13 protein-coding genes are annotated in these 12,885 nt (G+C 54.4%); 5 read left to right on the top strand and 8 right to left on the bottom strand.

Going from position 1 to position 12,885, the window contains the following annotated elements:
• Positions 1-22: 22 nt before the first annotated feature.
• From AC6RNO_RS20560 to AC6RNO_RS20570, 3 genes are all read right to left on the bottom strand, one after another.
• Positions 23-205 carry a DUF2524 domain-containing protein gene (locus AC6RNO_RS20560; protein WP_497106566.1) on the bottom strand — a complete coding sequence of 61 codons (183 nt, stop codon included), beginning with the start codon at positions 203-205 and terminating at the stop codon, positions 23-25.
• A 263-nt stretch (positions 206-468) separates the two neighbouring features.
• Positions 469-651, bottom strand: a complete 183-nt coding sequence (locus AC6RNO_RS20565; RefSeq protein ID WP_497106567.1) for a hypothetical protein — start codon at positions 649-651, stop codon at positions 469-471.
• Between the two features lie 202 nt (positions 652-853).
• Positions 854-3,094, bottom strand: coding sequence for an FAD-dependent oxidoreductase (locus AC6RNO_RS20570; RefSeq protein WP_497106568.1), 2,241 nt, complete (start codon positions 3,092-3,094; stop codon positions 854-856).
• 132 nt (positions 3,095-3,226) lie between these two features.
• Here AC6RNO_RS20570 and AC6RNO_RS20575 point away from each other — a divergent pair, with 132 nt between their 5' ends.
• Positions 3,227-4,006, top strand: a complete 780-nt coding sequence (locus AC6RNO_RS20575; protein WP_497106569.1) for a helix-turn-helix domain-containing protein — start codon at positions 3,227-3,229, stop codon at positions 4,004-4,006.
• A 989-nt stretch (positions 4,007-4,995) separates the two neighbouring features.
• On the opposite strand, the gene ytvI is transcribed toward AC6RNO_RS20575, so the two are convergent.
• The 3 genes from ytvI to AC6RNO_RS20590 form a co-directional block, all read right to left on the bottom strand.
• Positions 4,996-6,108: a sporulation integral membrane protein YtvI gene (ytvI, locus tag AC6RNO_RS20580; RefSeq protein WP_497106570.1), complete on the bottom strand. Its 1,113-nt coding sequence runs from the start codon at positions 6,106-6,108 to the stop codon at positions 4,996-4,998.
• Between the two features lie 25 nt (positions 6,109-6,133).
• Complete coding sequence (map, locus tag AC6RNO_RS20585; protein WP_474679487.1) at positions 6,134-6,883, bottom strand: type I methionyl aminopeptidase; 750 nt, start codon at positions 6,881-6,883, stop codon at positions 6,134-6,136.
• Positions 6,884-6,963: 80 nt separating this feature from the next.
• Positions 6,964-7,323, bottom strand: a complete 360-nt coding sequence (locus AC6RNO_RS20590; RefSeq protein ID WP_474679486.1) for a winged helix-turn-helix transcriptional regulator — start codon at positions 7,321-7,323, stop codon at positions 6,964-6,966.
• Positions 7,324-7,516: 193 nt separating this feature from the next.
• Between AC6RNO_RS20590 and AC6RNO_RS20595 the strand changes: the two genes are divergently transcribed.
• Both AC6RNO_RS20595 and AC6RNO_RS20600 read left to right on the top strand, forming a co-directional pair.
• Positions 7,517-7,819, top strand: coding sequence for an iron-sulfur cluster assembly accessory protein (locus tag AC6RNO_RS20595; RefSeq protein ID WP_474679485.1), 303 nt, complete (start codon positions 7,517-7,519; stop codon positions 7,817-7,819).
• Entirely contained in the window at positions 7,819-8,040 is a 222-nt protein-coding gene (locus tag AC6RNO_RS20600) for a YuzB family protein (RefSeq protein WP_474679484.1), read from the top strand. The genes AC6RNO_RS20595 and AC6RNO_RS20600 overlap by 1 nt, the downstream gene beginning before the upstream one ends.
• 74 nt (positions 8,041-8,114) lie before the next feature.
• Here AC6RNO_RS20600 and AC6RNO_RS20605 read toward each other — a convergent pair whose 3' ends face one another.
• Positions 8,115-8,609, bottom strand: a complete 495-nt coding sequence (locus AC6RNO_RS20605) for a glutathione peroxidase (protein WP_497106571.1) — start codon at positions 8,607-8,609, stop codon at positions 8,115-8,117.
• A 168-nt stretch (positions 8,610-8,777) separates the two neighbouring features.
• On the opposite strand from AC6RNO_RS20605, the gene AC6RNO_RS20610 reads away from it, so the two are divergent.
• The gene (locus tag AC6RNO_RS20610) at positions 8,778-10,268 is read left to right on the top strand and encodes an esterase-like activity of phytase family protein (protein ID WP_497106572.1); all 1,491 of its coding nucleotides are present in this window, start codon (positions 8,778-8,780) and stop codon (positions 10,266-10,268) included.
• Between the two features lie 69 nt (positions 10,269-10,337).
• Here the strand turns inward: AC6RNO_RS20610 and AC6RNO_RS20615 are convergent, their stop codons facing one another.
• Complete coding sequence (locus AC6RNO_RS20615; protein WP_497106573.1) at positions 10,338-11,249, bottom strand: TIGR01777 family oxidoreductase; 912 nt, start codon at positions 11,247-11,249, stop codon at positions 10,338-10,340.
• Between the two features lie 153 nt (positions 11,250-11,402).
• On the opposite strand from AC6RNO_RS20615, the gene AC6RNO_RS20620 reads away from it, so the two are divergent.
• Complete coding sequence (locus tag AC6RNO_RS20620) at positions 11,403-12,395, top strand: UCP032817 domain-containing protein (protein ID WP_497106574.1); 993 nt, start codon at positions 11,403-11,405, stop codon at positions 12,393-12,395.
• Positions 12,396-12,885 lie beyond the last annotated feature (490 nt).

Below are 12,885 nucleotides of genomic sequence, written 5' to 3' on the forward strand. Positions count from 1 at the left end.
GAATGGGCTGCATTTTTTGCGCTTAATGACGGATGGAGCATTTATTCTCAATAAATCGGATCTGATTTTCGATCCGGTTCAGCAGTTCCTGAGACTCCCGGTCAGGAGTTCCTTGCGCTTTTAGATCATCCAGCTCTTCTTTCAGACTGTGCAGGTCGGCGCCGGCATTGGCGCAGTCGTAGTTGCTTTCCAATTGTTCCATCATGCTTGCCGCCTCCCGGGAAATGTTCGGTTGATTTTCATTTTCTGCCTTTGCTGCTGCTCTTGTCCGAAGTCCGGTTCGTCGTGTTCTGGCTGCCGTGGCCTTGCTGTTTATTGTCAGACATGTTCATCACTCCCTGGTCGAATAGAATGGTCGATGCGCTTTTAGTATGAGCGAATCGGTACGCCATTAACCGCCAGGCCGTGAAAATGAAAAAGGCCCTGCGCCCCGATGAGCGTATCATCGAAACGCAAGGCTGTATGCAATTAGTGGTTCGAATGAAGCAGTTTATCTTCGAGAGATTGTTTCAGCTTTTTAACGGCGTCTGTTTCAAGCTTGTGATTTTGCGGGAATTTGGCACCGGACAATGCAAGCGCTTCCTTGACGGTCATTTCCACACGAATAACTTCTTCGCCCTGAGGGATGTGCAGTGAGTTATTGTTCATCATAATCACTCCTATATCAACTTTTTGAAGTGAAAACCTTGATTTAACGCACTTTTAATATAACACACCATGTTAGGTATATCAAGAGGGAAAAAGGCCCAACTCTTGAAAAAAGCTGCCCGGGCGAATGTCGGCCGTTGGACCAGGAACCGCCATAAAAGCGGAGCTTTTGCGCCCAGCCGGGCAATTGGCGGCGTCCGCCCGCTTAATTGTAACAGCGCACTTCTACAATTTCCGCCCGTGAAGCTCCGTTCGCTGCCTCGACGGTAACACGGATGCGGTCCGTACGGACGGCTTGGGCCAGCTTGTGGACGCGTTTGCGGGTGTAGTTGCCGCGCACTTCGGCCAAAGTGAGCCAATCGCCATGCGCAAACGCCTGCAGCGTATAATCTTTGACCAGCTCCGGAATGGCTTCAAACGGCGTCAGGTGATGATGAAGATTAATCAAATCTTCATTCACATCGTCGTTGAAGGTCAGATGGACGGTGCTGATTTCGACTTCATCCGGCCAGCTGAGCTCCAGCCATTCGGGTGATTCGGGCTGCACGGTGTCCGAGGACCACATATGCGGGCCGGCGTAAGGCCGGGTGCAGCCGTCCACGGCTTTGTCCGGTGAAAAAGCGGAAGTCGCCGAAGCCAGACGGAAACAAATCGGCTTGCGCACAAATGCCTGCATGCTCCACTCCGCTACAGGTTGAGCGTGTACGGTTTCTTTTGTTAGGCTCGGATCGCTGCCATGGAGGAAAGAAAGCACGCCGGTATGCGGGCGATCCGATACGTGTACGGACAAATCCGGATTGCTGCGTATGACGATGAAGGCGTTGCGGGCGGTTTCCGGATGCCAGGAGAGATCGGTCCGCACCCACTGCCGCGAGCCTTTCGTTACGCCGGTGCGCGACGTGGCGATAAGCGTGTGCGGGACATAGTTTTGCGCTTTGCCGGTGCTCCAAAGCTCCACAGTCAGCTCGCTGTCCCGGCCGGCATCGAGCAGCAGCTCCAGCCCGGACAGGTGCGGATCGACGGGCAGCAGCAGGCCGAGATCGGCGGTCAAATGAACCGTTGCCGCGGAGTCGGCAACTTCCAGCTTGGTTAACACGCTGGAAGCCGATGTCATGGCGAGGCGCGCCAAATCCGCCTCGTCGCCGTTCTTCAGGCCGAGCACGGCGGCGTCCTGACGCAGCAGCGTCTGCTGCAGCGCCTCCAGATGGCGCTCCCGCAGCTCGCGCGGCGTGACGCCTTTCTGCACGCAGAGCGCGGCTCCCGTGCCCGCGGCTTCGCCGATAACCGCGCACGTCGCCATGACCCGCGTCGTGCCGAAGGCGACGTGCGAGGCGCTGATGTTGCGGCCGGCCATAAGCATATTGCGCACGTTGACGGAGTACAGCGAGCCGAACGGGATATGGTAGTTGCCGTCCATATGCCAGTGCTTTGAGCCGTTCTCCGCGGCATACATGCCTTGCGGCGGATGCAGATCGATGGACCATCCGCCGAAGGCGACGCGGTCGGCGAACTCCTTTTGCTCAAGCAGATCGTTCTGGTTCAATACGTAGTCCCCGACGAAACGACGATACTCCCGCTTCCCGGGTAGCGAGCCGATCCATTCAAGCGTCAGATGGCTGCTGTCGAATTTGCCGGAGTTTTTAATGTAATCCCAGATGCCGTAAATGACGGCGCTCAGCTCATCGCGAATCCGTTCGTTATCGTGCACCGTGTCGAGCTCGCCGCCCCACTCGATCCACCAGTAAGCGCAGCCGTTATCACCGCTGCGGATCATGCGTCGGATCGGGATCGACGTTTGCGTAATGTCTTTGGCAAAGGCGGGAGGCGTGTATTTGACGGGTTTTCCCGCATTTTTGGTATAAAAAAGCAGCGTGCTGCCCAGCGTAATATCGTCCGGGATCAAAGGCGCCCAGTCTTCGCCGTATTCTTCTCTCGCCTCTCGCCCGATGCGGTGCCGGGCCCCGGCCAGAAAGCCGACGAGGCCGTCTCCCGTACAGTCGAGATAGATCGGGCTCTCAAAGCGGATCCGCCGCTCCGAGCCCATCATCCAGCCCGTTACCGAGCGGATCGTCCGGTCGTCTTCCGAGCCGTCCGCTTCGACTTCATGCACATCGGTGTTCAGGAAAAGGGTGATGTTGGGCTCAGCCTTCACCTTCTCCAGCACGACCAAATCCCAAATATACGGATTCCCGTCCATATTGCGGTACTGGTTCTCGACGAACAGCTCACCCATAATACCGGTCTCACGGGCATACCTGTGAACGCCGTGCGCCGTTGCGCCGCACACCCATACGCGCACTTCGCTGCTGGAGTTGCCGCCAAGCACCGGCCGGTTTTGCACGAGCGCCACGGTTCGGCCTAACCGGGCTGCGGCGACGGCCGCGCAGACGCCCGCCAATCCGCCGCCTACGACGGTAATGTCGCTTGCGAAAGTTTCGTTTTTCATCCTGATCGCTCCCTGCTCAAAAGGAAATATATATCTTGTATTTCATTGTAAAATACGATATGTTCATTGAACATGCAATCCGTTGCATATCGCATATACTTTATTTCATCGATATCCTTAAGGGGGAGAAGGATGGTTCGGGTCCCGTCCGCGCGGTTGATATCTCATGTATACTGGCATCGGAAACGGCAGTTTATGTTGGGCAAAGACCGGTACTCCTGCTGGACGATGTTTGCTGTCGAGGCAGGGCGGTTCCAATATCAAATCGGTGAGGAGAGCGGAGAAGCAGGGTTCAAAGAGCTCGTCGTCTGTCCGCCTCACGAGTGGTTTCACCGCAGGACAGCGGAGCCGCTGTCGTTTCATTTTTTGCAATTCGCCTGGATTCCGCCGTTTCTGCCGGAGGAAGAATCCGAGTGGTGCGGCAAGCTGGCCGTCCGGGATGCGGAGCGGCTGCTGTCGGATTACGAGTACTTAAGGAAGCTTCCCGATTGGGACGAGGAGAGTGCAGCGCATAAGGAGCATATGTTGAATGATTTGCTCAGGCTGGTACGGATGGAAAAGGGGAGGATCGAAGTCCCGGAGCCGGTCGCGGACCGGAAAATGGAGCTTGCCCGGAACATGTTGACCGAGCGGGCCGACGAAGCGTTCAGCATGTCGGAGATGGCTGAGCGGCTGGGGCTTTCGCCCGTGCAGCTGACGCGGCGGTTCCGCAAGGCGTTCGGCCTGAATCCGTCGGAGTATGTGCAGGACGTCCGCTTGGCGAAAGCGCGCCGGCTCCTGGCGGAGACGACGCTGACGCTGGAAGAAATCGCCGGAGCTTGCGGCTACGAGAACGGCTTTTATTTCAGCCGCGTGTTCAAAAAGAAAACCGGACTCGCCCCATCGGATTACCGCCATATGCACAGAGTGTGAGCCGAAAAGCGTAGTTGCCGCCGTCAAGCGGCGCCCCACCGCACGCTGGGGAGTTGCGCCCGGCGGGCCGTTCCTTTTGCTGCGCGGTGAGGTGGGCTGCTCCTTTTGCTGCGCCTGCGGCGGGTCGCTCCTTTTGCTGCGCCTGCGGCGGGTCGCTCCTTTTGCCGCGCCTGCGGCGGGTCGCTCCTTTTGCTGCGCCTGCGGCGGGTCGCTCCTTTTGCTGCGCCTGCGGCGGGTCGCTCCTTTTGCCGCGCCGCCCGACGCTCCACTCCTTTTACTTCGCCGCCCGGCGGGGTATTAGGGGGCTTGGCAGGGCGGTCTGTGGAGAGAGTCTGTGAAAGTGCAGCCATAATGAACTTGAGCAATTTTGTAGCGGTGAAAAGCCTGCACAATTCAGGCTGTTGAAAAGCTTCCACGTTAGGGGGGATAGCCTGGCCGCACGAAGAAAACCTGCAAAAATACATGAATTTGCGCCCTTGATCGCTGACCATGAACAATTCCTGCAAAAGTGCAGGCTTTTCCCCGAACAGATGGACTCCGACTCGCTTTCAGCGAAAATTCCTGCACTTTTGCAGGTTTTCCGCCCAAATAAGCCGATTCCGCAGAAAAAACCTGCACTTTTGCAGGTTTTCTCTCTACCAAGCTACCTTCTGCCCAGTTGTGCAGTTCCACGACCTATACCGGGAGGGGCGCGCATTAGCCACTGGTTCCCCCAACCCTCACAGAGTATCGCTACTTTCTCGGGCAGCCTGCACAATCTCCAATTGCAGGAAGGGTTCGTGGCAGGGGGCTAAACAGTCAGCGAGCCCCGAAGCTGCATGTTTGCAGGCTTTCTCAGCGCAGTGCAGAAGCCTCGGCAGATTGTTCATCCAGCTCTAACGCATACGTTTCCGACAAAGCAGTTTGTGCAGGCGGTCTCCGCCGCGGCATGGCAATAGCCGCCCTTTTAACCCCTTGCATGGGGAAAAGGGCGGCTATCATTTTCGCGTTTAAGATCCGCCATAGGGGCTGCGGTTGTCCGAATATTCGTCCTGCGGCTTGCTGATCCATTGTTGCAAATATCCCTGGTCGTACAGCGCCTTGATCAAAATGATCAGCACCGGGGACATGATGACGCCGGCGACGCCGAACAGGGACAGCGAGACGATCATGAAAGCGAGTGTCGTAAAAGCCGATACGCCGAGCGATTCGCCCGTAATTTTGGGCTCCATAAACTGCCTGACGAGGATGACAACCACAAGTACGATGGTCAGCCAAATGGCCAAAGTCGTATTGCCGACGATAAACAGGTAAATGATCCAAGGAATGAACAAGGTCGAAACGCCGAGCAGCGGCAGCACATCGAAAATCGCCGACAGCAGCGCAACGGAGAACGCGTTGTTGACGTTCAAAACGAGCAGCGCGGCAAAAATGACGACAAACGTCAGCGAAATCAGCTTCAGCTGCGCCTTGATGTAGGAAACGATGCCTTTGATCACGTTTTCTTTAAGAAAGTAGTAGGCCGTTTTAAACGTCCGCGGGGTTTTGTCGCTCGCAAACTTGTTCCACGATTCGATCTCAATGCTCAAGAAGTACGCCAGAATGATGCCGACGATAAAATTAAACATGAACGTGGAAAACGACGTCAGCGAGTTGACGAGCCCCGATAAAAAGCTGACCAGCAGCTTGGACGCTTTTTCCGCGAATTGAGCGGCGTAGCTTTGCGCTTTCACCACGACGTCGTCGGGCAGGTTCCGTATCGAGCCTTGCAGCTGGCTGACTTTTTCCACGATCTGCGTTTGGAACACGGCTTTGTATGTATCGATTTTTTCCGCCAGACTCATGATCTGGTTCGTAAAAATCAGGGCCGCACCTGCAAGTGCGCCTAAAATAATAAGCACGAACACCAGGGTGGAAATCGCGGAAGCGATGGACTTCGGCATCCCTTTGCGGTGCAGAAAGCGAGCCAGAGGCTCGATTATCGCATAGATAATCAGAGCCAGAAAAATAGGCGTCGCGATGCGGTACAAATAGCTGAAAAGAAGCATGAACAAATAGACGGTAAGCACGATGAGCGCTATATCAAAAGCCGTCCTCCAATATTTCCTGTAAAAAGAAATCACCTGGGTTCCTCCGTAACCAAAGCTGCTATGATTGGTCGGTCAAAATGATCGGTCCGCTGCTTGTGATCGCTATCGTATGCTCGTATTGGGCCGAGAGGCTGCCGTCGACGGTACGGGCTGTCCATCCGTCCAGATCTATTTTGGTAAAGTATTTGCCTACATTGAGCATCGGCTCGATCGTGAACACCATGCCTTCTTTAATGCGCGGGCCTTTGCCGGCCGGGCCGTAGTGCGGCACTTGCGGCTCTTCATGCATCTCGGAACCGATGCCGTGTCCGATGAAGTCCCTGACGACGGAAAAACCTTGGGATTCGGCGTACACCTGAATCGCATGCGATACGTCGCCGATCCGGTTGCCCGGGACCGCTTTTTCAATGCCTTTGTACAGCGATTCCTTGGTCACTTCCAGCAGCTTTTCCGCTTCGGGGGAGATGCTGCCGACCGCGTACGACCAGGCCGAGTCCGCCAGCCAGCCGTCCAAATTAACGACCATATCGATCGTGACGATGTCGCCGTTCTTCAACGGCTCTTTGCCCGGAAAGCCGTGGCAAATGACATCGTTTACGGAAGCGCAGGTGGCGTAGGGGTAGCCGCGGTATCCTTTTTGCTCGGGAGTCGCGCCGTGTCTGGCAAGGAAGCCTTCGACGAATTGGTCGATCTCCCATGAGGTGATGCCCGGGCGGATCATCTTGGCAATTTCTTTATGGCAGTCCGCGAGAATGCGCCCGGCCTTGCCCATTTTTTCAATCTGTTCTTTTGACTTGATTATGATCATCCAGTAAACACTCCTCAGTTGTAGTAAGCAGCCATGCAGAAATTGGCTCTCTTAAACGAAGCTTTGTCCTTAATGGACCATTATGTCCATTTTGCCGACCATAACTTCATTTCTTTCAATATTTGATGCAAATCCTGGCCTTTAGGTGTCAACGTGTATTCGACGGTTACGGGAACTGTCGGATAAGCGGTCCGCTCCAATACGCCGTGATCCTCCAGATGCCGCAGCGTATCGGTGAGCGATTTGGGGCTGATGCCGGCGATTTGGCGCTGCAGTTCTCCGAAGCGGCGTGTCCCGCAGAACAACTCGCGAAGTACGAGGAAGGCCCATTTTCCTCCGATCACTTCCAGCGTTCTTTCTATTGAGCAGTCAATCACCTTCGGTTCTTTGGGGATGTAGTTGCTGAGCGGAGCGACTTTCTCATTCTCTAGCGTAGACATGGGAACGCATCCTTTCCGGTTCAATACTAACGTTAAGGTAAGTAAGTTTCCAAGTTGAATTTAGTGGAGAATCGATTTACTACTAACCATTTTATAGAGCTGGGGCGAAATTGGCAATACGAAACCAAAGTTGATTTCGTCCCTCTGATTATTTACAATAAGATTAAAATTTGTTTCAGGAGATGTGTACAAGATGAAAGTCAAAATTTCACGCAACGCTGCCAAAGTACTTCAGATGGAACTGGACAAAGAAGAAAACAAAGGATTGACCGTACGCGTTCAAGTGACTCACAAGCATGGCGATCATGCGCACTATGGACTCGGACTGGACGATAAATCGGAGAACGATGTCGTAGTTACAACCGATAAAGGGATTGATGTCCTGCTTGACAAAAACGAGCCGCTTCTTGACGGCATCCGCATCGATTATTTTTATACGCCTGAAGAAGGGTTCATGATTACGAACCCGAGCAAAGGGAACCACGGAGATCACTAATGCCTAATGACATACGCATTTGTGACAAATGCAAACATATGAAAGTAAAGACCGCCGTGTCGAAGCTGAACCGCATCGCGCCGGACGACGACGTCAAGGTGGGCTGTAAATCTTATTGCGGTCCCTGCTCTCGTTTTGCTTTTATTTTTATTAACGGGCGTTACATAACCGGGGCGACGGAAGACGAAGCTATCGAAAAGGCGAAGAAGTATGTAAAATAACGCCCGGTTTAATAGAAAAAGCATCCCTTCACAGTGTGAGAGGATGCTTTTTTGCTTTCGTTTGCGGGCTTGCTTCAGGCGTGTACGGCGGACTGTTCCAAAAGCTTGCGGATTTGATCGTCGATTTTCCGCGGCGCCGTCGTGGGAGAGAACCGTCTGACCACCTGTCCCTGCCGGTCGACGAGAAATTTCGTGAAGTTCCACTTAATGCCGGAACCGAACAATCCGGACGCCGATTGCTTCAAATGGCGGTAGAGCGGGTGCGTGTCCGGGCCGTTCACATCGATTTTGGAGAACAGAGGGAAGTTGACGCCAAAATTAAGCTGGCACGCCTGCTCAACCTGCGAGTCGTCGCCGGGCTCTTGCTCTTTAAATTGGTTGCAAGGAAAGCCGAGCACGGCAAAGCCCTGATCTTTATATGTGTCATAAAGCTCCTGAAGTCCGGCAAACTGCGGGGCAAACCCGCATTTGGTCGCCGTGTTGACGATCAGCAGCACTTGGCCGCGATAGTCGGCAAGCGGCTTTTCCTCGCCGCGGATCGTCCGGGCGCTATAATCGTAAACGCTCATAAAAATCACCTTCTTTTTAATTTTTGACAATTTAATTGTACACAATTATTAATCGAATGGGAAGTGGCAATTTTCGTTTACAATTTCTTTGCATTTCGTTAACACAGCGTAAATAAATGCAAAGTATGCTTCTGTAAGATAGTGGAATTACACTTTGGAGGGGATCAAATGAAAAAGATCAATGGAAAAAAACAATTGCTGGTCGTGCTGGGAGCGGCATTAGTCGTATCCGGCGCACAAGTCGTTTCTGCAGGACAAGCTGCATTGGAAGCGATTGCAGTGAAATTCCCGATTGTGTCCGGGGGAAAAGAACTGAAGCTTGACAAAGATCCGGTTGTCATCGACGGAAGCACCTATGTGCCGCTTCGCACCATCGGTGAAGCGCTCGGCAAGCAAATCGACTGGAACGATTGGAACCAGAGCGTGACGTTGAAAGAAATTCCGAAGTTGGGCGACAAGTTTGAATGGAAGAATGCGCCTTCTCTCGGCAAAGGCATTCAGGAAGGCGGATTCTCCGGGCTTATTCATTTGCAGAAAGACCCCGCAGACACTTTCTACACGATAGCGGACCGCGGGCCTAACGGGGAAGTTGGCAAGGACAAGCTGCGTACGTTCCCGATCGATACTTACAACCCGCGCATTTACAAGATTAAAGTGGCGGGCGGCAGCATCGAAGTTTTGGAAACGATCAAACTGCAGCTTCCCGACGGCAAAAAGGACAAAGTGACGAACAGTTCTTATATTACAGGGCTTCCGAATCTGGAAGGGCCGGACGAGGTTCCTTATGACGAGAAAGGAGCAACCAAGCTTTCCTATGATCCGGACGGTCTGGATCTGGAAGGAATTGCTTACAATCCGGCAGACGACACGTTCTGGTTGTCGGAAGAGTACCGTCCGTCCATCTTGCAGGTTAAGCGGGACGGCACAATTTTGGGCCGCTACGTGCCGAAAGGGATGAAGGAGAAGCTGGTTGCTGCCGGTGCGAAGACAGCGATCTATGATATTTTGCCCGAAGTATACAGCAAGAGAATCTCGAATCGCGGTTTCGAAGGCGTTACGATTTCGCCTGACGGCAAATCGCTCTATACGTCGATTCAAAGTCCGATGGCGAACCCGGACAAAAAGACCGGCGAGGCTTCCCGCAACCTGCGCATTTTGAAGCTGGATCTGGCTTCCAAGCAGGTAACCGGAGAGTACGTCTATGTGGCCGAGCAGGCCGGGATGTTCACGAACGTGAAGCAAAAAGATGTGGTGATCAGCGATCTTTCCGCTTTGTCCGAAAATGTTCTGCTCGTCGACGAGCGCGACAAAAACTCCGGAGCGGAAGCGCAGTTGAAGCGCATCTATAAATCGGATTTCTCCAAAGCGACGAATTTGCTTGGTACGGATGAGAGCAAAAATCTGGAGAGCTTGAGCGTACAGCAATTGAAGGATAAGGGCATCCAGCCGGTCGGCAAAGAGCTTGTCGTCGACATCGCCAAGCTCGGCTATCCGTACGAAAAAATCGAAGGCTTAACGGTCGTTGATGCCAATACGATCGCCATCGTCAACGATAACGACTTTGGCATCAGCTATGATGATAAGGGCAGCCTGACGATGACAGGTGTGCCGACACAGCTGCAGCTTATTAAAGTATCGGACAACTTGCTGGCAAAATAATAACGTAAAGCAGGCAGCCGGGCATCGCCGGGCTGCCTGTTTTTTGCATGAAGCCGGCTGCCGATGGAATCAACCCCGCCCGGCAACGTCTGCCAGCGCCTCGTCGATCGTCGGATAAGCGAAGACGAATCCGTATTCAAGCAGCGCCCGCGGCAGCACCTTCTGCCCTTTCAGCAAAAGCTCCGACAGTTCGCCGAATAGCAGCTTTAAAGCGAAAGCGGGCAGAGGAACAAAGTTCGGCCGGTGCATCGACCGCGCCAGTACGCGTCCGAATTGTTCGTTCGTCACCGGATTCGGAGCCGTAGCATTGACAGGGCCGCTGATCTCCTCGTGCCGGATGCAGAAGTCGATCAGCCTGATCATATCTTCGACATGAATCCAGGATATCCACTGCCTGCCGCTTCCGATTTTGCCGCCCACGCCGAGCTTGTAGGGGAGCGCCATTGGCGGCAAAGCGCCTTCTTTGCGGTCCAGGACGAGCCCTACCCGGATTTTCACGAGCCGCATTCCTTGAATTTGATCCGCCGCCCCTTCCCATTGCTCCACGACGTTCGAGAGATAATCGACAAGACGATGCGGGCTCCGCTCGTCGTAAGTATCGCTTTCGGATGTGCCGTAGATGGCTACGCTGGAAGCGTTGACGACGACCTTGGGCTTCACGCTCATGCTTGCGACCCAGTCGGCGACTTGCGCCGCCGCCTTCAGCCGCGATTCGACAATCGTGTGCTTGGCCGCGGCGGTCCAGCGCTGGTTGATCGAAGCGCCGGCGAGGTTGACGATGGCGTCGAAGCCGCCGAAATCGCCCGGCCGGCTCCGCAGCTGCTCCCAGGTAACTGTTTGAACCTGCTGCCCGGAAGCAGGGGAACCCGCATGAGAACCCGCAGAACGGGATATGTTGAGCACTTCGTGGCCTTGCTGCTGCCAATAACGAATCAAGCGGCCTCCGATAAAACCGGTTCCGCCGGTAACGGCTATTTTCATACGATTCCTCCCTCAAGTTTGCTGCGGAAGAGCCTATGCAGCAGGCTGTTTCTTATATTATAGGCAACCTATGAATCGTTTTCCAATTGATATTGTCGGCGTTGTTATCCAGCTAACAATTATGTGTTATATTGGTAACAGGGAGGGATGCCAGTGTTTCGATTTTTATTTGGAAAATCCGGAAAAAAAGCGCCGTCGTACAAACGCAGCCGGCCCGCCAAAAAGCGCTTCGACGCTTCAGAGCTGCCTCAGCAATTAGGACTATTAAGCGGCGTTCCCTTGCAGAACGCGGTAAGAAGGCTGGAGAGCTCGCTTACGTCCGATTTTACGGAACGGATCAAATATCGGGTACAATCCGAATATCCGCAAATGAGCGATGATGAATTTGCCTGCAAATGGTTTGAGTTGAAACGATTTTTTTTGATGAATTTAATTTTGCAGCGAACGCCGATGTTCAGCAGTGAAATTGATGACATATGGCACGAAATGCTGATGTTTACAAGAGAGTACCAACGGTTCGGCGAGCAGTTCGCCGGCGGGGTCATCCATCATTCCCCCGAGCGGGAGCCGAGGGAAATGCCGGGAGAACGGGCCTGGTTCGACTGGGTGTACGCGCATTTGTTCGAATTTGCTCCGAGCAGTGCCGCATGCTGGAACGGCTTTTTCCGGTATCCGCTGGACCGGGAACGGACGGACCTGCTGCGTTCCCGCAGCGAGGAAGAGATCGCCGCGCTTTGGTTCGATACCGGCAAAGCGGAACAGGACCCGGAAGTCGCGGACGCGATCCGCTTCCTGGTCAAGCAGGCTGTCGCCGAGGCGGAACGCTCCGCCGACAGCCGTTCCTTCGAAGATACGGGCTGGTCCCGATCTTCGGCGGTTTCAGGCAGCATGCTGCATGTCGCGGCGGCGATGGTTTTTTTCTCCATAGCCGATGCGGCGAATTACAGCAGCGGCATGAACGCCGTGCTGCCCGCGGAAGAGGAGTCCGCCCGCCGGCAAAGCAACTGCTCGGCCTCCGGCTGCGGCGGTTCGACAAGCTGCTCCAGCGATAGCGGCAGCGGCTCAAGCGGCTGCAGCTCCAGCAGCTGCAGTTCATCCGGCTGTTCGTCGGGCTCCAGCTGCGGTTCAGGCTGCGGTTCGAGTTGAAGCCGGTATTGGCCGGGACTGTCCGGTGACGACAAAGCCTCTCGCGAAGCTGGAGAGACTGCCGAAAAACTAGCCCGATTAGGCAGTGCATCCGACAGCCGACGCGGAGAAAATGTGCAAAAGTCAGGCTGATGAGAAAAACGTACATTGGAGAGGCGCATCCCTATTAGCGCGTAGAAAACGTGAACGCGTGGAAACCTGCAATAGTCGGATTGTCGATAAAGTGATGGGTTAGGGGGAACCGAGGGGAGCATGTGGTCGACCGACCGCCGACATGCAGCGCAACACCTCGCGCTGGGAGCTGCGCGAGGTGCGACAGCCGCTCTTCCCCAACCCACGCCTCTTCTGCAAGGGGGAGCGCTACTGAATTGGGGGAGGCGGCTTGCCAGGGAGAAAACCTGCGAAAGTGGAGCGACCAAGCATAGGTCGAGTGAGGTAGCAGGTGGGAACCCTGCTTGGAAAGGTGTTAGCCACATCACCAATAACGAGT

It is taken from the genome of Paenibacillus sp. sgz302190 (assembly GCF_059820445.1).

Excerpts from the sequence above, each read along its gene's own strand:
- map (WP_474679487.1), bottom strand. The coding sequence starts at position 6,883 with ATGATCATAATCAAGTCAAAAGAACAGATTGAAAAAATGGGCAAGGCC.
- AC6RNO_RS20590 (WP_474679486.1), bottom strand. The coding sequence starts at position 7,323 with ATGTCTACGCTAGAGAATGAGAAAGTCGCTCCGCTCAGCAACTACATC.
- AC6RNO_RS20615 (WP_497106573.1), bottom strand. The coding sequence starts at position 11,249 with ATGAAAATAGCCGTTACCGGCGGAACCGGTTTTATCGGAGGCCGCTTG.
- AC6RNO_RS20610 (WP_497106572.1), top strand. The coding sequence starts at position 8,778 with ATGAAAAAGATCAATGGAAAAAAACAATTGCTGGTCGTGCTGGGAGCG.
- AC6RNO_RS20600 (WP_474679484.1), top strand. The coding sequence starts at position 7,819 with ATGCCTAATGACATACGCATTTGTGACAAATGCAAACATATGAAAGTA.
- AC6RNO_RS20565 (WP_497106567.1), bottom strand. The coding sequence starts at position 651 with ATGATGAACAATAACTCACTGCACATCCCTCAGGGCGAAGAAGTTATT.
- AC6RNO_RS20595 (WP_474679485.1), top strand. The coding sequence starts at position 7,517 with ATGAAAGTCAAAATTTCACGCAACGCTGCCAAAGTACTTCAGATGGAA.
- AC6RNO_RS20570 (WP_497106568.1), bottom strand. The coding sequence starts at position 3,094 with ATGAAAAACGAAACTTTCGCAAGCGACATTACCGTCGTAGGCGGCGGA.
- AC6RNO_RS20605 (WP_497106571.1), bottom strand. The coding sequence starts at position 8,609 with ATGAGCGTTTACGATTATAGCGCCCGGACGATCCGCGGCGAGGAAAAG.
- AC6RNO_RS20575 (WP_497106569.1), top strand. The coding sequence starts at position 3,227 with ATGGTTCGGGTCCCGTCCGCGCGGTTGATATCTCATGTATACTGGCAT.
- AC6RNO_RS20560 (WP_497106566.1), bottom strand. The coding sequence starts at position 205 with ATGATGGAACAATTGGAAAGCAACTACGACTGCGCCAATGCCGGCGCC.